We start from the raw sequence: 17591 nt of genomic DNA on the forward strand, positions 1-17591 counted from the left end.
CGGCGGAAAAGGTCAGACCAGAATCCCACCGGGCACCCCTCATTCAGTTGATGTTCTGTTGTGTATTCAGTTGGACCACCTACTAGTTCAGTAGGTGGTAGCTAGTCCCACGGCACGGATGGATCACCGCCCATGACGTGCACCTCACCCTTGTCGTCTTCCCACGTTGCGAGGATCGCAGCGTTGATGAATCCGGGGTTGTCCTCACGCCACATCACCGCACCGTGAACGGCGAGGATCATGGCAATTGCAAGGTCAATCTTCCGGCGCGATGCGGCGTACTCCTTCGTGACGCGCGCACCGTTCTTGTCTTCGCGCAACACCGCGTTACCGATATGGCGAGCAAGGGCCGGATTCCCGTCATGGGTAAGCCGACCGTCCCGGCAAGCGTCGTATACCGCCTGAGTGGCGGGGATCATTCGCTTCAGGCTGTTGGTGGGGAACGCTTCAACCGGGAAGCCCTCGGCTTCAAGGTTGTCTAGCGTCTCCTCCCACCGGTACGGATCGGCAACAAGGTTGCGCACGACGTACACCCGTAGCGCTTCGTTCAGTGCGTCGCGTACGTCAGCCATCGGGACACGCCAATGAGCGTCATCCTGCGGGGCTTCCCAGTGACCTAGTACGAAGACCCTGAGGTCTTCCACGCGGCAGGCAACCAATGCGGTTGAGTCCCCCTTCCATGACCCATCGAAGCCCAGTACAACGGCGTCCCCGGGGGCAAGGGTGTCTTCCCTCGCAAGCTCATCCCAAAGGCCATGAGGCAGCCACGTAGACGCGCCACGGACGAACTGACTGAGTCGGTAGATCCGGAAGCTTGCCTCAGTGCTCCGCTGGACAGCAGCGCGGAAGTCTTCCTCATTGAGGATCTCGTAAGAGGGGTTGCATGCTTTCCAGACGTCCGGGTCCGTGTGATCCACGGTGTCGCCAATGCGCGGACCCCATGAGCGGTAAAACAACGTAGGGTCGTTCAGCTCACCAGAGTTGACCCGCTCGCCGGTCTCGCACAGCTTGGCAAAGGGGCCGTCCGGGTCCGGTCCGGCCGTACTCACAACCCAAGTCATGGGCTGGTTACGAGCGGCGGAACCCAGGGTCAGCGCGTCGAATAGATCAGCGTTCTTACTGAACGCGTACTCATCAAGGCTGACCGCTGAGGGGTTTAGACCCTGCTGCCTGCCAGCATCGGCAGACACAACGCGGTACGTCGAATCCTTGAACTTGATGACGTCCCGCTGAACGTCGCAAACAGCGCTGAGCTTGGGCGACGCATTGACCATTTGCTTGGCAGCGTCAAAGACCATTCGGGCTTGGTTTCTATCATTCGCCGCAGCAATGATCTGACGCTGAGCGTCGGCCCGGTCCGCCACCAAGTGGTAGAGCATGATGGCAGCGGCAATCGTTGACTTGCCGTTCTTGCGGGCAATGCACACCACGGCCATACGGTGCTTGCGATGCCACCGGCCGAATGTGTCTTGCCGTAGCTCGTACGCATCAACGAGTAGGTCACGTTGCCAGGGGAGTAGCCGGAAAGGCTGACCGGCAAAGGAACCGGTGAGATAGCAAAACCGCTCAATCCAGTTGGCGACGCGGTAGCCCTCACTCGGAAAGGGAGCGTCAGCGGGAATGTGCCGCGCAATCACGGGGTCTAGCCCGTCCACGCGTCACCCCCTAAAAGTCTTCCGGTCCAGCCGCTACGCGGCGTGCCTCAGCGGCAACGATGCCCAGGCGCATGCGCGCTTCCGGAGTGAAACCGATGACGGTCTCAATCGCCCTGAGTTCCTTCTCAGTGGACTCAACAAACCTGAGCGCCGGATGCATGACCGGCTGACCGTTGTAGCCCTCACTCATGTACCCATCAGCGTCCACCTGAGCCAGCAACACCGCGCGCCGGTCATGCAATTCGCTGTACCTCAAAATGATGTTGCGGTCAGTGTCGGGGGAGTAGGCGCCAGAACCAGCGGACCATACGGAGCGCCACACTTCGCGGCCGGTGGCCTTGAGGTGAGCGGGCACCCTGGGGGCGCGTCCCTCATAGACGATGGGGGCCGATGCTTCGGCAGCAGTGTTGGCGTTGCCCGTCCGCTGATCGGGGCTCTTGCTTCGCGACACGTAGACACCACCTAACGGGTACTTACGGACCCCTTAACGGGTGCCTTTCTCACGTGGGCTAACCGGCGCGTGCCCAGTGTTCACGGGCCTTACAGCGGGTGGGGGGCTTGGGTTCGCCATCACACCTAGCGCGCGTATTTCGAGCTTGGGCCGGGATCGCCAGGAGGCATGCGGCCCGAACTTTCGGAACGCTCCTCCCCGCCATGCGCCGTTAAAACGGGCGCTTGCCAAAGTCGGTTGCAGTCTTGGCCTTGTGGCACGCCTTGCAAAGGACTTGCACGTTGCCGTCTACGTCTTCACCGCCAAGCGCAAGCGGCTTGATGTGGTCAATGTCCACCTGACTCGGAAGGTACATACGTAGGCATGTAGCACACGTGCCAGACACAGCCTTACGCACAGCCTTACGCAGACGGGCAGCAGCGTTATTGCCCGCAGCTATAGCCGCGCGACGCTTGGCGTGTGACTGCACTGAGCGTCTGGCTTCATAGCCCTTGTGGTGAGAGGAGCAACGCCCCTTGTGGGTAGCCCACTCGCGACACTCAAGGCACCGGGTACGCATAGCCACCCCCCCCCTACTCAACACCCCCCCCTACCGGGAAGGGCCCCCTACCACCTACTGAATCAGTAGGTGGTCATGTGTACCCACTGAGGGAGTCGAACCCTCACACACCACGTTCTAAGCGTGGCGGCTTTACCGTGTTTGCCTAAGTGGGCTAGCTTGCGTCGGGTTGGATTCGAACCAACGTTGCCCCACTCATAGGGGAGTCCTAGGCCACTGAACGACCAACGCTTTAGGCCCGTCTGTGAGAGCTACTCACTAGGCCAAGGGATCACAATGTGAGCCCCTAGCGCTCCCTACCGGATTCGAACCGGTGGCTACCCGTACGACAAACGGGGGCTCTAACCACTGAGCTAAGGAAGCATTGCCACACTGACCAGTGGGGGCCGAATTGGCCGATTGGGTCAGTGTGGCGCGCTCGAAAGAGGAAGACTCAGACCGCCTGTAGTGGAGGGTGCGCGGTACCCCCTCTCTCTACCCTTACTAGGGTGCGAAGGATTCCACTCAACCCCGTGCTTGGGGGCGAGGGATTCCGTGCGGGGGAGTGGGGGCCGGTGGCCCGTGGTGACGAGTGACGGTTGTGAGGGCACTTCCGGTTTGGTCCCACAGAAGAGCTTGATTAGATGATGTATAGGTGGAACAGGACTACTCGTCATTTCGTCACTCGTCACCCCACTTTTATACAGAGAGTGACTGGAAGTGGGGATTGGCTACGTAGAGTGTCGGTGGAGCGCTATCGCTCATCTACCCACCCGCTGAGTAAGGGTGCCCTCACCAGGGTTGCCGTTGTGTTGCACATCACAAAGCCCTGTGTGGCCGTCTGAGGGCATGGAAAAGCCCCGGTCCATACGACTGACCGGGGCTCTCCTCATAGGTGCCTACAGGGGCGCTCAGGCCGCTTCGCTGGCCTCTTCGGTCCCGCCCTCACCGGCAAACGTGAGTGAGACCCGCTTTGAAGCGTCGTACTGCACCCAACGGTTGCCGCGCATCGCTGACTTGTGGACAACGATGCGATCCACGAAAAGGGCGACGAAACGACGCTTGCTCTCAAGGGTGGCCGTTGCCCACCAGGAACCCTCTCCCATGGGGTCGCCGTTGCCCTCTTCGGAGTTGATCCACTGCTGAATAGGCAGGGCGGGCGCGTCCGCCTCAGCGAGGGTCTGCAAGGCATCGTCTAGTGCCTTGAGGCGGGTTTCCGCAGCGTCCATCTCTTCGAGTACGGCCCTACGTGTGGCCGGACCCTTGTCCTTAACGGCCTTATAGTCCTCTTCGCATTCAACGAGGCGTTGGGCCGCCTCATGCCGCTCAGTGACAAGCTGCGCGCGCTCACGGGCGTTACTGGGGCTTTCCTGCGTGCGGGCAAACCGCTTAGTCGCCTCAAGCAGGAAACCGGCCGTGTCCCCGTCTTCCTCCGCCGCAATAATGCGGGCGAAAATCCGGCGGGCAACATATTCGTCTAGGTGGTGCTGGACCATGGTGTTGTTGCCGTTGTGGCCGGGCACGTTCCGGAAGTTGCACCGGTATGAGGGGCTAGGGGACGTGCCACCCCCGTAATAGGCGCACATCGACTTGTCGCATGCGCACATGAGGATTGGCTCATCCTCAGGGTTGCGCAGTGCCGAGAGGAGCGACGTACCCCGTGTGAGCCCCCTGCCCTGCCCACGGGAGTCAAGCCACGCTTGCAGTTCCCACCACTCATCCACGGGAATGATGGGGGCGTAGTCGTACTTCTTTGCCGTGCCGTCCTCGTTCCGCTGAATGCGGTATGCCCATTTGGCCTTTTCGCCCTTTGTGTTGGGCTCGGCCATGTATCCGGCAAGCCGAGGGTCACGCAGAATGCGGTTAAGGGTCGTCACTTCCCACTTGGCGTGTTTCTGGACGCCCCCAATTCGCTTGCCCCGTGTTGGCACATCGTCAAGGTGCATTTGGTGCACCAAACCGGCGAGCGAGCCAGGGTGGCGCTTTCCCTGCTGAATGGGTTCGTCGCGGTGCTTCTTGATGGTTGCCCAGCACCACTGAATGACTTTGGCCTCTTCCTCGCGCGGGCGGAGCCGCTGGATTTCCACGCCGTCCACAAATTCCTTGTACGCCTCAAAGCCGAAAGGCGCGTGTCCACCGAGCCACCCCCCGCGCTCACGGTGCTTTTCGAACGTGCCCCGGACCGCAATGGACTTGTTGCGCGACTCGTTGTGCCCCGCCTCAAACCTCATGATGATATTCATGAGTTCCATTACGTTATCGCTCGTGAATTCACCCTCATTCACGGACACGATGCGGACGCCCAGTTGGAACAGTTCGAGCACCTGCATTAGCACGATGTTGATGTTTTGCCGGGAAAAGCGCGACGCGTAGTGAACAACGATCATGTTGATACGACCAACACGAGCGTCATTCATCATTCGGTCAAAGCCCTTGCGTTCGGCGTCTGGGTCGTAGCCCGACTTGCCGATGTCCTCATAGAAGTCTACGAAGTTGAACCCCTTCTCTGTCGTGTAGCCCTTGGTCTTGTCCCGCTGGTCTTCCGGCGAAGCTTCGCTCTTGTTAGCTTTCTTGCGTGACTGCCGGATGTAGCACGCGCAGTAGACGCCGGTGCCGCTCACGGTGGTACCCCCTGTGATCATGGGGGCATCGTACCCCCAAACTGTGACTACCGTTCGGCGCCACCACCAAGATGGACGGTTGCGCCGCGATCTACCCGGCGCTCGCCGCGATCTTCATCGCGCAGATCTTCGACGTGCAGCTCGGCATCGGTGACTACCTGCTGATCGCGTTCGTCTCCGTGGTCGGCTCCGCCGCCACCGCCGGTCTGACCGGCGCGACCGTGATGCTGACCCTGACCCTGTCCACCCTGGGCCTGCCGCTGGAGGGCGTCGGCCTGCTGCTGGCCATCGACCCGATCCTCGACATGATGCGCACCGCCACCAACGTGGCCGGTCAGGCCCTGGTCCCGGTCATCGTCGCGGCCCGCGAGAACATCCTCGACACGAAGGCGTACGAGTCGGCCTCCTCCTCCCCGCTGGACGAGCCCGCCGCCCCGGCCAAGACCCCGGTCCCGGCCGCCGCCTGATCCGCCGGAGCCCCGCCGCTCGTCGGCACCGGCGTCCGAAGCCCCCGCCCCCGTCCGGGCGGGGGCTTCGTCGTGCCCGTGCGCCGGGGTGGTACGTCGGCGGGTCGGCAGGGCAGCCCCGGGGGACCTCCGTCCCCCTTGCGGGACGGGCCGGGCGCACTAGGGTCGGTCCCAACGCGGTGCGGCGGTCCGCGTCCCCGGACACGTTCGACGGGGCGGGGTCGCCGCCGTCGGTCGGAGGAGGAGTTCGGGTGACGATGTCCAAGGGGTCCAACGTGCCGGTCGGCGCACCGGCGGTGCGGGCGGTGCTCGGCTGGACGGCCCGCCCCGGCACGCCCGACGCCGACGCATCCGCCCTCCTGCTCGTCGGGGACCGGGTCCGCGACGACGACGACTTCGTCTTCTACAACCAGCCCCGGCACCCGGCCGGTGCCGTGCGCCACGAGGGCAAGCGCACCGTCGGCGACGCCGTCACCGACACCCTGGCGGTGGACCTGCACGCCGTGGAGCCCTCGGTGGAACGGGTGCTCCTGGCCGCGTCCGCCGACGGCGGCACCTTCGGGTCCGTCCCCGGTCTGCACGTCCGGCTCCTCGACGCGGCCACCGACGCCGAGATCGCCCGCTTCGACAGCCCCGGCGCCGGGGCCGAGACGGCGTTCATCCTGGGCGAGCTGTACCGGCGGGCCGGGGCGTGGAAGTTCCGGGCGGTCGGCCAGGGCTACGACTCGGGGCTGGCCGGTCTGGCCCGGGACTTCGGGATTTCCGTGGACGAGCCCCAGACTCCCGCACCGGCCCCGACCCCGGCGCCCGCGCCCCCGATCTCCATGAGCCGCCCGGCCGCCGCCCGGACGAGCCCTCCCGCGCCGCCCGCGCCGGCTCAGGCCCCCGCCCCGCACGCGCAGTCCCCGTACGTGACCAACCCCTTCGGCACCCCCCGGGGCGCCGGCCCGGCCACCCCGACCCCCGCTCCCGCCGCCGCGAGTGCGGCCCGGCCGGTGCGCCTGGAGAAGGTCACGCTCACCAAGCAGGCCCCGACCGTCTCCCTCGCCAAGCAGGGCGGTTCCTCCGGCGCGATGCGGGTGAACCTGAACTGGACCATGCGCGAACGCCCCCAGCGCGGGTTCCTGTCCGGGCTGATGAACCGGGACCTCGACCTGGACCTGGCCTGTCTGTGGGAGCTGACCGACGGATCGAAGGGCATCGTGCAGGCCCTGGGCCGCCAGTTCGGCTCCCTGACCGCCCCGCCCTACATCCAGCTCGACGGCGACGACCGCACGGGCGCCTCGGCCGGCGGCGAGAACCTCACGATCAACCTCGACCACAGTGCCAAGTTCCGGCGCATCCTCATCTTCGCCTGCATCTACGAGGGGGCCGTCACCTTCAAGGGCATCGACGGGATCGTCACCCTGTACCCGCAGCACGGCGCCCCGATCGAGCTGCGCCTGGACGAGTGCACCCAGAAGGTCGCCCCCGCCGTGGCCGTGGCGATGGTGGAGAACGTGGGCGGTGAACTCGTGGTCCGGCGCGAGGCCCGATTCATCGCCCCCGACCGGACGGGCGGCATCCAGAGCGCGGTGGACGCGGCCTACGGCTGGGGCCTGCGCTGGGGCATCGGCCGCAAGTAGCCCCGTCACCGATCGGTCCGGGTGAAGAGGCGTCCGGCCAGGTCCACGCCGGTGATCCGGCCGGAGGAGTCCCGGGTGAAGAACCCGCGCTGGCCGGACAGGCCGCCGGCCGTCACCACGTACTCGTCGCCGGGGAGCAGGCCCATCGCGGCGGGCTCGTGGTCCGGGGGCATGGGGGTGTCGGAGGCGGCGCGCACCTCGGCCTTCAAGGCCGCCCCGAGGGCCATGCCGTGCTCGTCGGCGGTGATGGTGAGCCACATCGCGTCGATCTCGTAGACCCCGGCGAACTCTGCGGCCCGCGCCGGGTCGTGGGGGAGGGGCTCGGGGTCGCGGTCGACAGCGCCCAGCACGTTTTCCAGGGCCCAGCGCACCACCTCTTGGTTGAAGACGATGCCGGCGGGCCCGGCGTTCGCCGCCGAGGTCACGGCGAACCCGCGCTCGGGGGCCAGGAGCAGTTCGGCGAACTGGCCGTTGGTGGAGCCGCCGTGCCCGATGGTGGGGACCCCGTCGATCTCGCGGAGGAACCAGCACAGCCCCAGGGCGTCGCCGAGGGTGCTCGCGCGCAGGGTCGCGGTGGGGGTGCGCATCGCCCGCAGGGTCTCGGGGGTCAGGAGGCGCTCGCCGTTCGGGGCGCGGCCGTCGCCGAGGTGGAACGCGGCCCAGCGGAGTTGGTCGGCGGCGGAGGCGAGGGCGCCGCCGCCCGGGTGGTCGGCCCGGCCGATCCGCCAGTCGCCGACCCCTTCGAGGGCGCCGTCCGGGCTGGTGTTGTGGCCCACGGCCGGCGGCCGGTCGGCGGCGGGGTCACGGGCGGGGTCGGGGCGGCCGGGGCTGGTGCGGCCGGGGTCGGGGGCGAAGGTGGTGGAGTCCAGGCCCAAGGGGGTCAGGAGCAGGTCTTGTACGGCCCGTTCGTAGGTCCGGCCGGTGACCTTCTCGATGACCCGGCCCAGCAGGTTGAACCCGGCCTGGCTGTAGGAGGGTCTGGCGCCGGGTTCGCCGATCAGGGTGAGTTCGTCGAGCCCGGCGACGAACGCGGCCAGGGCGTCGTCCCCCTCCCCGGTGTCGGTGACCAGGTTCCAGTCGAGGCCGGCGGTGTGGTTGAGCAGCATCCGCAGGGTGATCCGGTCGGCGGCGGCCGGGTCGGCGAGCCGGAGTTCGGGCACGTGGCGCGTCACCGGGTCGTTCAGGTGCACCGCGCCCTGTTCGGCGAGTCGGAGCAGGGCGGTGGCGGTGAGGGTCTTGGTGATCGAACCGACGGCGAACGGGGTGTGCTCGTCCACGGGCCGCGGCGCGTCGGCGGGGTCCAGGGAGGTCACGCCGTGGGAGGCGAAGAGCTCGTGGCCGCCGTGGCGGATGCCGGCCGAGGCCCCGGGGATGCCGTGCCGTCGGGCGGCGTCGGCGACGAAGGCGGTGAAGCGGGCGCGGAGGGTCGGGTCGAAGGTCATGGTGGGGCTCCCTTGGGTGTGCGGGTGGGTGGGTGGGCGTGGCGTGTGAGTGGGTGCCGTGCGCGGCGGGTCGGAGTCAGAGGGCGATGAGGGCCAGGGCGCCGAGGGCGCCGCCGAAGACCACCGCGTGGCGCGCGTTCTGGAGGATCCGGACCCAGGTCGGGAACGCGTTCTCGGCGACGGTGAGCAGGCCGCGCACGTCGATCCGGGCCAGTTCCCCGCCCTTGCGGGCGAAGGCGGCGGTGACGGAGCGGACGGCGGTGAGGTTGCTGTGGAGGATCGCCGCGTTGACGAGCACGACCGCGACGGTCAGCGTCCAGGTGACCGGGCCGGCCCAGGAGACGCCGGCGAGGTTCGCGCCGGCGCCCGTCAGCATCGCGGCGGCGATGGTCACCGGGGCCCAGGTCTCGTGCCCGCCGGCGTCGAAGCGCATCCCGTTCTCCGTGAGCACCGAGGGGCGGACGCCCTGGCGGGTCAGTTCGGCCTCGGCGGCGGCCATGGCGTGAGCGCCGTGCCGGGCGCGGACCAGCGGGATGGAGAGGAACGCGAGGGCGACGAGCGACTGGAGGACGGCGGCGAACACGTTCACGGGGACTCCCTGGTCCGGTGGTCCGGCTCGGCGCCGGATCGACTTGAACTAAGTAGGAGAGAAGAGTGCCCGACGACTTGAACACTGTGCAAGAGGTTTCCTGAACTTTGTTCAAGAGGGGTGCCGGCGCCTATCGTGGGCCCATGCCGCGCAACACGCTGACCTTGGAACAGATCGCCTCGACCGCGATCGAGCTGCTCGACGACGAGGGCTTGGAGGGGCTGAACATGCGCAGCCTCGGCAAGCGCCTCGGCTCGGCCCCCACGGCCGTCTACTGGCACGTCAAGAACAAGGACGACCTCGTGGTCCTCGTCGGCGACCGGGTCTGGGAGGAGGTCGCGCTGCCCGAGGCCGAGGCCCCGGACTGGCGCGAGCCGGCCGAGGCCCTGGCGACCGGCCTGTACGAGCTGTTCGGGCGGCACCCCTGGCTGGTGCAGGCGATGGGCTCGCACGTGTTCTACGGCCCGGCCAAGGCCCGCTACGACGATCGGATCCTGGAGGTCTTCGAGGTCGCCGGGTTCACCGGCCCGCAGGCCGACCTGGCCGCCACCGCCGTGTTCACCTTCGTGCTCGGCAACGCCGTCACCGCCGCCGCGACCGGCTCCCTGCACCGCCGGCTGGGCCGGGACGGCTCGAACGTGGAGGAGGCGCTGGCGCGGATGATGGAGGAGGCCGCCGAGGTGGCCGCCGCACACCCGCGGATCCGGGCCCGGCTGGACTCGCCGGTCGCGGACTACAACGGGGTGCCCGACGGGGTCTTCGAACACGGCCTGCGGGCCCTGCTGCACGGCCTGGAGGCGGCCCGGCGCGCGGCCCCCTGAGGCGCGGCCCCCTGGCGCGCGGCCACTCCGAGGCGCGATCCCTCAGGTGCGCCCCCGAGGCGCCGCCCTCCGCGCCCGGGCGGTCGTCAGTCCAGGTCGTGCCAGGAGAACGCGGCGATGCGCCATCCCGCCGGGGTGCGGACGAACTGGAAGGTCTTCGTGCCGCCGCCCTCGAAGGCGACCCCGTCGAGGATCCCCGACTTGCGGTAGGTCCCGATCCGCGCGGCCACGTCGCCGGAGACCTCGGTGTGCTCCGAGGTCTCCCACTCCGCGAACTCCACCAGCCGCCCGGAGGCCAGCAGTTCGCGCCGGGGTTCGACGAACTCGGCGACGGTGTGGGCCGTGAATCCGGGCCCGGTGCGCACGATGATCCCGCCCGGCAGCATCAGGTCCGAGATCCGGGAGACCCGGGCGGGCCGGCCGCCGCGGTTGTCGAAGGCGCCGAAGAACTCGGCGGTCAGGGAGTCGAGTTCGGCCTTGGTCGCGGCGGCGGTCGCGGCAGTGGTCACGGGCGGACGGTAACACCGAGCCCGGCCCGCGAACAGGGCGCGCGCAGGGCATGTGCGGGGCGTGCACCGGCGGTTTCCGGCCGGCCGGGCCCGGGGTCGACGCGGGTGCCGGCGGGCCGCCGGGGGGCGGGCGGCGGGGCCGGCGGGTGTGGGGGAGGTGTGCGAGGTGTGTGCGCGGGGCTGGTCAGGGGCCGTTACCCGTGCGTACATTACCGGCGGTAACGCGCAGTGACGCGCCGTCCAGACCCGAGGAGGGTCCCGTGCCGCCCGTGGAATTCGCGCCGCAGTCACCATCCCCGCGACCGTCGCCGGCCGACTCCCCACCGTCCGCCCGGCCCGCCCCGCCCGCCCCGCCGGTCCTGACCGTCGAGGACGGCGTCGTCCGCCAGGCATGGGTGCCCGCGCTGGTGCCCCCGCCCCACACCGGCTCCCTCGCCGACATCCCCTTCGACAACGCCCGCGAGGCCCCCGACGCCCCCGTCCTCGCCCGCAAGGGCCCCGACGGGCGGTGGCACGACGTGTCCGCCGCCGCCTTCGCCGCCGAGGTCCTCGCCCTCGCCAAGGGCCTGATCGCGGTCGGCCTGAACCCCGGCGACCGGCTCGCCGTGATGTCCCGCACCACCTGGGAGTGGACCCTCTTCGACTTCGCCGCCTGGGCCGCCGGCCTGGTCACCGTGCCCGTCTACCCCACCGCCTCGGCCCACCAGGTCGCCTGGATCCTGCACGACTCCGGCGCCGTCGCCTGCCTGGTCGAGGACACCGAACGGGCCCGCCTGGTCAGCGGCGAACGCGGCCGGCTGCCCGGCCTGCTGCACCTGTGGCAGTGCGACACCGGAGCCGTCGCCCAGCTCGTGGCCGCCGGCGCGCACCTCCCCGACCACGTGGTCCACGAACGCCGCGCCTCGCTCGTCCCCGCCCACGTCGCGACCCTCGTGCACACCTCCGGCACCACCGGCCGCTCCAAGGGCTGCGTCCTGACCCACGGCAACTTCCTCTCCGAGGTCGACAACGCCGTCGAACTCCTCCACCCCGTCTTCCGCTCCCTCACCGACGAACCCGCCACCACCCTGCTCTTCCTGCCGCTCGCCCACGTCTTCGGCCGGATGGTCGCCATCGGCTGCCTGCGCGCCCGCGTCAAACTCGGGCACGCCCCCAGCATCGCCGGCGAGGACCTCCTCGCCGACCTGGCCGGATTCCGCCCCACCTTCCTCCTCGCCATCCCCTACGTGCTGGAGAAGGTCCACAACAGCGCCCGGGCCACCGCCGAACGCGCCGGCAAGGCCGCCGCCTTCGACCGCGCCGCCGAGACCGCCCGCGCCTGGGGCGAGGCGACCCTCGCCGGACGTCGCCCCGGACTGGCCCTGCGCGCCGCCCACGCCCTCTACGAGCCCCTCGTCTACCGGCGCATCCGCGAGGCCCTGGGCGGCCGGGTCCGGCACGCGATCTCCGGCGGCTCCCCGCTCGGCTCCCGCCTCGCCGCCTTCTACGCGGGCGTCGGCATCCGCGTCTACGAGGGCTACGGGCTCACCGAGACCACCGGCGCCGCCACCGTCACCCCGCCGCACGACCCCCGCCCCGGCACCGTCGGCCTGCCCCTGCCCGGCACCGGCGTCCGCATCGCCGACGACGGCGAGATCTGGCTGTGCGGCCGGAACGTGTTCGCCGGCTACTGGAACACCGGCGAGACCCAGGCCCCCGACCACTGGTTCGCCACCGGGGACATCGGCGCCCTCGACGAGGCCGGACACCTCGCCATCACCGGCCGCAAGAAGGACCTGATCATCACCTCGGGCGGCAAGAACGTGGCCCCGGCCCCGCTGGAGGACGCCGTCCGCGCCCACCCGCTGGTCGGCCAGTGCCTGGTCCTCGGCGACCGCCGGCCCTACGTCACGGCCCTGATCACCCTCGAACCCGAGGGCCTCGCGCACTGGCGGTGGATGCGCCGCAAACAGGACGTGCCGCTGCCCGTCCTCGTCCACGACCCCGACCTGCGCGCCGACGTGCAACGCGCGGTGGACGAGGCCAACCGGCTGGTCTCCCGCGCCGAGTCCATCCGCCGCTTCGCCCTCCTGCCCACCGAGTTCACCGAGGTCAGAGGCCATCTGACACCTTCGCTGAAACTGCGCCGGGCCGCCATCCTGCGCGACCACGAGGCGATCGTCGCCGGGCTCTACGCCGAACGGGGCTGAGGCCGGCGCCGAACGGGCGCCGCCCCCGCCGAACGAGCGGGGCCGGGACGGGCCGCCTATCGTGGGCGGACCGGCCGGACGCGCAGGCGTCGGACCGAGGGGGCCACGCCAGGACCCCCCGCGCCCGGGCCGCTCCCCGGCCCGACGCGGGGCGCCAGAGTGCCAGGAGGGTGCCGTGCGCCGCCGTTCCCGCCCGATGCCGATACCGCCGTCCGCCCGCGCCGTCGCCCTCGCGACCGCCGCGCTGCTCGCCGGCGGCCTCCTCGGGCCCGTCGCCCCCGCCCTCGCCGCGCCCACCCCGCACCCCAGCGGGACCGCGACCCCGACCCCGCCCCCGTTCGTCTCGCCGACGCCCGCCCCGATCCCCCCGGCCCCCGCGCGCACCGCGCAGCCCACCGACGAGCCCACCGAGGTCCCCGTCGAACCGCCCGCGCCCGTGCCCACCGGCGGGGAGCTGCCGCCCGACGAGTCGATGCTCGCCGACGCCCACCAGAAGATCCGCTGGGGCGACTGCCCGAACCGCCCCAAGGACCCCAACCTGCGCTGCGGCACCGCCCTCGTGCCCCTGGACCACGCCCACCCCGACAAGGGCAGCATCCGGCTGGCGCTGCTGAAGATCCCCGCCACCGGCCCGCACCGCCTCGGCTCCCTCTTCCTGAACTTCGGCGGCCCCGGCGGCCAGGGCACCGAGGGCCTCGCCGCCGCCCGGCACCAGTTCATCGACCTCGGCGAGTCCTACGACCTGATCGGCTTCGACCCGCGCGGGGTCGGCTACAGCGCGCCCGTGAGCTGCGGGGACGACGACCTGAGCGTCCCGCCCGGGGCCGACGCCGCCGCCCAGCTCGCCGCCTTGCGCGCCTACGCCAAACGCTGCGCGGAACACTCCGGCCCGGTGCTGCCGCACGTGGGCACCGTGGACGTGGCCCGCGACCTTGACGTGCTGCGCCAAGCCGTCGGCGACCGCAAGCTCAACTACCTCGGGTTCTCCTACGGCACCCGGCTCGGCGCCGTCTACGCCGCCCTCTACCCGCGCAACGTCGGACGGATGGTCCTCGACGGCGTGGACACCCTCTCCGAACCCCTCGCCGAACAGGCCCTGGTCTCGGCCGCCGGCCAACAACAGGCCCTCGACAACTTCCTCGGCTGGTGCGCCAAACAGACCGGCTGCGTGCTCGGCACCAACTCCCGCACCGCCAGGACCCGCCTCGACGCGCTCGTGCGCCGCATGGACGCCGAACCCCTCGTCGGCGACGACGGCACCCTGTTCACCGGCGGCGACGTGATCGGCGCGATCGGCACCGCCCTGTACTCCCGGACCGCCTGGCCGATCCTCGCCGAGGCCCTCAACCTGGCCTCCCGCGACCACGACCCCAGCGGGCTGCTGCAACTCGGCGGGGGAGCGCCCGACCCGCAGGACCCGGACTCGGGGGCCGTCGGCGGCCCCGTGCCCGTGCCCGCCGACAACTTCCGGGCCGCCCTCAACGCCGTGAACTGCGCCGACGACCCCGACCGCAGCCTCGACAAGGCCACCCCGCAGGTCGTGGAACGCGAGATCGACGCCCTGGAGCCGCTGTTCGAGCGGGCCTCGCCGCTGTTCGGCCGGACCCAGCTCGCCACCGTCCTCGCCTGCTACGGGCGCCCCGCCGGCACGGACTTCATCCGCGACATCCAGCCCCCCAAGGGACTGCCCCGACTGCTGCTCGTCGGCACCCGGGGCGACCCGGCCACCCCCTACCGGTGGACCGAGGAGACCGCCCGCCGGCTCGGCCCGAGCGCCACGATCCTCGACTACAAGGGCGACGGGCACGGGGCCTACGCCGTCTCCCGCTGCGTCCGCGCCGAGGTCGACACCTTCCTCGTCGAGGGCCGGCTGCCGCGCGGCACCCGCTCCTGCGGCGCGAACGAGTAGCCGAACGGGCCCCCGGCGCCCGCCCCGCGAGGGAACGGACACCGGGGGCCCGGCGACGCACGGCCCGGCGACGCGCGGCCGGTGAAGGGCGGCCCCGTGATGGGCCGCCCGCGTCGGGGTCAGCAGTTGGGTCGCGCGGCCTTCCCCGCGAACCGGTCCGCCATCCACCCCAGCACCCGCGGCGCCTGGGTGATCACCCCGCTGACGTGCTCACCGATCAGGATCGTGTCCCACTCCACGTTCGCGCCGCGCGCGCACCAACCGGACCGCACCTCCCGACCCACCGCGTACGGGATCAACTCGTCGCCCAGCGCGTGGTACTGGAACACCGGGGCGGCCGGCGCGATCAGGCCGAGCTTCGACTGGTTCAGCCGGGCCTGCCACTCGGGCCGGTCCAGGGGGTTCGTCGTGGTCAGGTCCGAGATCTTGCTGAAGGCCCCGACCCCCGCGTCGATGATCACGCAGTTCTCGCGCAGGAACCCGACCAGCTTCTTCCCCTTGTCGTTGAGGTACGAGTCCAGCTTCAGCTCGGGGAAGGCCGCGTCCTGACCGGCCGCCGCCATGAACACCAGGCCGGCGCCATAGGAACCGTCGTTGAAGTCGGCGACCTTCAGCAGATCACCCGGGACCCCGCCGGTGGCCGTGCCCTTCACCTTCAACTCCGGCGCGTAGCTCCCGGACAGCTGGGCGGCCCAGCTCGACGCCTGCCCGCCCTGCGAGTAGCCCATGATCCCGACCGGGCTGTCCGGCCCCAGCCCCGCGCCCCGTGCCTCGGGCAGCCGCAGGGCCGCGCGGGCCGCGTCCAACATCGCGTGCCCGGCGGACGGGCCCACCGTGTACGTGTGGGTGCCGGGGGTGCCGAGCCCCTCGTAGTCGGTGACGACCACGGCCCACCCGCGCCAGGTGAGCTGCTGGATCAGGTTGGCCTCCATGGCCGTGCCCTTGGGGAAGTTGGCGCTGGGCGCGCAGGAATCGCCCAGCCCGACCGTGCCCACCGCGTACGTGACCAGCGGACGAGGGCCGGTGCGCCCGTCACGGGGGACGATCACGGTGCCGGAGACCACGTTCGGGGCCCCGTCGGCGGTGGTGGAGCGGTACTCGATCCGCCAGGCGTCGGTGTTGGTGGGTTGCAGGGGCAGGGGGTGAAATTCGGAGGGCGCGGTGGTCACCAGGTCGCCCGGGGACCCGCCGGCGGCGGCGGGGGTGTCGGCGGCGGTGGCCGGGGCGGTGAGCAGGGCGCCGACGGAGACGGCGGCGAGGGCGCCGGCGAGCACGAGTTCGCGAATACGCATGGGGCGGCTCTCCCAAGGGGTGCGCAGCGAGTGGGGGTGTGGCCCGAAGGTAGCGAGCTGCCGGCCCCCGGGTCGCTGACCGGAACGCGCGCCTTTGCCGACCCGGCGCGTCACACGCCCCGTCACCCGGGCTCTGCGCGCAGTGGTTTCACGCCGTTTCACGTGAAACAACGCGATACGGCGGGGTGCGCGGAGGGCTGCGACGAGACGCGCTGCGCCGCGCGTGTTTCACGTGAAACAGCGCGGGCCGCCGGCCTCCCCCGGCCCGTCCCCGGCCGTGTCCGGCGCGGGTTCGGCGGGTGCGCCGAGGGCGCGGTGGCGGGCCGGGGTGGTGCCCGTCCAGCGCCGGAACGCCCGGTGGAAGGCGGTGTCCTCGGAGAAGCCCAGGCGCACCGCCAGTTCCCCGATCGGTTCGACCCCGCCCGCGAGCGCGGCCAGGGCCTCGTCCCGCAGCAGTTCGTCCCGCAGCCGCCGGTACGAGGTGTGCTCGCGCTCCAACCGCCTTCGCAGCGTGGCCGGCGAGACCGCGAGCCGCTCCGCGACCTCGCCCGCCCCCGGCAGCGGCCGACCGGTCCGCAACGCGCCCGAGAGCGCCCCGCGGACCTGCTCGCCCACCGGCACCCGCCCGTGCGCGGGCCGCGCCAGCAGGTCGAACGGGGCCCGCCGCAGCATCGCGTCCACCGCCGCCTCGTCCCGCACCAGCGGCGCCGACAGGGCCCGCGCGTCGAACCACACCCCCGTCACCTCCGCCTCGAAGCGCGCGGGGCAGTCGAAGAGCTCGGCGTACTCCTCGTGGTGAACGGGCGGGGGGTAGGCGAACTCGGCGCGCAGCAAGGGAATGTCGCGGCCGATCAGCCAACTGCCCAGCCGGTGGAAGATGATCAGCACGCTCTCGGTGAGAAAACGGTGTCGGTCGCCGGGGAACGCGTCGAACAGGCGGAACACGGCGTGCGGCCCGGGTGGACGCTGCACGGCCAGCCGCGGGCCGCCCGGGAAGAGCCCGTAGAACCGGCCCGCCCGGTCGAGGGCGGAGCCGAGGTCGGGGCAGCCCAGGGCGGCCTTGCACATCATCGCGAAGGTGCCCGGCCGGCTCGGCGTCGCGCCCAGCCCCAGGAACTCGTCCTGCGTGGCGAGGTACAGGGCGCGGAACAGGCGGGAGAACTGCCCGGCCGTGACCCGGGCCCGCGCGTCCTCCGCGAGCAGCGGGGGGATGTTCGCCTCGTGCAGCAGCGTGGCGGTGTCGATGCCGGCCCGCCGTGCCCCGTCGAGCACGGCTCGTACGTGGTGCACCGTGACCGTCCGCCGTCCCGGGGTCAGCGTCATGACACGACGGTAACGGCGCTGAGCGCCCGGGTCAGCGGGGGCGACGGGATTGGTCATGGCGGGGGTGGCCGCGCCCTGTCGAGCATCGGGGGACGAGCACGAGCACGAGCACGAGGACGGACACGAGGACGAGCCGGAGCGGGACGCGGCGGAGGGCGAG

At 70.5% G+C, this 17591-nt stretch carries 13 protein-coding genes, 3 tRNA genes and 1 pseudogene; 5 read left to right on the forward strand and 12 right to left on the reverse strand.

From position 1 onward, the window contains the following. Positions 1-101 precede the first annotated feature (101 nt). From ACN20G_RS14550 to ACN20G_RS14580, 7 genes are all read right to left on the reverse strand, one after another. Positions 102-1655: a terminase large subunit domain-containing protein gene (locus ACN20G_RS14550; protein ID WP_424213201.1), complete on the reverse strand. Its 1554-nt coding sequence runs from the start codon at positions 1653-1655 to the stop codon at positions 102-104. Between the two features lie 10 nt (positions 1656-1665). Beyond that, positions 1666-2010: a phage terminase small subunit P27 family gene (locus ACN20G_RS14555; RefSeq protein ID WP_424215508.1), complete on the reverse strand. Its 345-nt coding sequence runs from the start codon at positions 2008-2010 to the stop codon at positions 1666-1668. A gap of 307 nt (positions 2011-2317) precedes the next feature. Beyond that, on the reverse strand, positions 2318-2665 hold the full coding sequence (locus ACN20G_RS14560; RefSeq protein WP_424215509.1) for an HNH endonuclease: 348 nt from the start codon (positions 2663-2665) through the stop codon (positions 2318-2320). Positions 2666-2745: 80 nt separating this feature from the next. Next, positions 2746-2820 (reverse strand) — tRNA-Leu (locus ACN20G_RS14565). A gap of 5 nt (positions 2821-2825) precedes the next feature. Next, a tRNA-Ser gene (locus tag ACN20G_RS14570) sits at positions 2826-2896 on the reverse strand. Between the two features lie 59 nt (positions 2897-2955). Continuing rightward, positions 2956-3028: transfer RNA gene (locus ACN20G_RS14575), tRNA-Asp, on the reverse strand. Between the two features lie 527 nt (positions 3029-3555). After that, entirely contained in the window at positions 3556-5265 is a 1710-nt protein-coding gene (locus tag ACN20G_RS14580; RefSeq protein WP_424213202.1) for a recombinase family protein, read from the reverse strand. 47 nt (positions 5266-5312) lie between these two features. Between ACN20G_RS14580 and ACN20G_RS14585 the strand changes: the two are divergent. Further along, positions 5313-5732: pseudogene (locus ACN20G_RS14585) on the forward strand (dicarboxylate/amino acid:cation symporter); the annotation flags it as partial. A gap of 257 nt (positions 5733-5989) precedes the next feature. After that, positions 5990-7357, forward strand: coding sequence for a TerD family protein (locus ACN20G_RS14590; RefSeq protein WP_424215510.1), 1368 nt, complete (start codon positions 5990-5992; stop codon positions 7355-7357). A gap of 5 nt (positions 7358-7362) precedes the next feature. On the opposite strand, the gene ACN20G_RS14595 is transcribed toward ACN20G_RS14590, so the two are convergent. After that, positions 7363-8799, reverse strand: a complete 1437-nt coding sequence (locus tag ACN20G_RS14595; protein WP_424213203.1) for a serine hydrolase domain-containing protein — start codon at positions 8797-8799, stop codon at positions 7363-7365. 76 nt (positions 8800-8875) lie between these two features. After that, on the reverse strand, positions 8876-9388 hold the full coding sequence (locus tag ACN20G_RS14600; protein WP_424213204.1) for a hypothetical protein: 513 nt from the start codon (positions 9386-9388) through the stop codon (positions 8876-8878). 143 nt (positions 9389-9531) lie between these two features. Here ACN20G_RS14600 and ACN20G_RS14605 point away from each other — a divergent pair, with 143 nt between their 5' ends. Beyond that, the gene (locus tag ACN20G_RS14605) at positions 9532-10209 is read left to right on the forward strand and encodes a TetR/AcrR family transcriptional regulator (RefSeq protein WP_424213205.1); all 678 of its coding nucleotides are present in this window, start codon (positions 9532-9534) and stop codon (positions 10207-10209) included. Between the two features lie 86 nt (positions 10210-10295). Here ACN20G_RS14605 and ACN20G_RS14610 read toward each other — a convergent pair whose 3' ends face one another. Continuing rightward, positions 10296-10718, reverse strand: a complete 423-nt coding sequence (locus tag ACN20G_RS14610) for a DUF4440 domain-containing protein (RefSeq protein WP_424213206.1) — start codon at positions 10716-10718, stop codon at positions 10296-10298. 260 nt (positions 10719-10978) lie between these two features. On the opposite strand from ACN20G_RS14610, the gene ACN20G_RS14615 reads away from it, so the two are divergent. Both ACN20G_RS14615 and ACN20G_RS14620 read left to right on the forward strand, forming a co-directional pair. Continuing rightward, positions 10979-12907: an AMP-dependent synthetase/ligase gene (locus tag ACN20G_RS14615; RefSeq protein WP_424213207.1), complete on the forward strand. Its 1929-nt coding sequence runs from the start codon at positions 10979-10981 to the stop codon at positions 12905-12907. 175 nt (positions 12908-13082) lie between these two features. Further along, the gene (locus ACN20G_RS14620) at positions 13083-14816 is read left to right on the forward strand and encodes an alpha/beta hydrolase (RefSeq protein WP_424213208.1); all 1734 of its coding nucleotides are present in this window, start codon (positions 13083-13085) and stop codon (positions 14814-14816) included. Positions 14817-14935: 119 nt separating this feature from the next. Here the strand turns inward: ACN20G_RS14620 and ACN20G_RS14625 are convergent, their stop codons facing one another. Next, on the reverse strand, positions 14936-16108 hold the full coding sequence (locus tag ACN20G_RS14625; protein ID WP_424213209.1) for a lipase family protein: 1173 nt from the start codon (positions 16106-16108) through the stop codon (positions 14936-14938). 228 nt (positions 16109-16336) lie between these two features. Next, complete coding sequence (locus ACN20G_RS14630; protein ID WP_424213210.1) at positions 16337-17431, reverse strand: AraC family transcriptional regulator; 1095 nt, start codon at positions 17429-17431, stop codon at positions 16337-16339. Positions 17432-17591 lie beyond the last annotated feature (160 nt).

This window comes from Streptomyces dryopteridis, assembly GCF_049606955.1.
In the GTDB taxonomy this organism is placed as follows: Bacteria; Actinomycetota; Actinomycetes; order Streptomycetales; family Streptomycetaceae; genus Streptomyces.

Bases quoted from the DNA above. Each gene is read 5' to 3' on its own strand.
- ACN20G_RS14625 (WP_424213209.1), bottom strand. From the start codon at position 16,108: ATGCGTATTCGCGAACTCGTGCTCGCCGGCGCCCTCGCCGCCGTCTCC.
- ACN20G_RS14630 (WP_424213210.1), bottom strand. From the start codon at position 17,431: ATGACGCTGACCCCGGGACGGCGGACGGTCACGGTGCACCACGTACGA.
- ACN20G_RS14605 (WP_424213205.1), top strand. From the start codon at position 9,532: ATGCCGCGCAACACGCTGACCTTGGAACAGATCGCCTCGACCGCGATC.
- ACN20G_RS14590 (WP_424215510.1), top strand. From the start codon at position 5,990: ATGTCCAAGGGGTCCAACGTGCCGGTCGGCGCACCGGCGGTGCGGGCG.
- ACN20G_RS14595 (WP_424213203.1), bottom strand. From the start codon at position 8,799: ATGACCTTCGACCCGACCCTCCGCGCCCGCTTCACCGCCTTCGTCGCC.
- ACN20G_RS14560 (WP_424215509.1), bottom strand. From the start codon at position 2,665: ATGCGTACCCGGTGCCTTGAGTGTCGCGAGTGGGCTACCCACAAGGGG.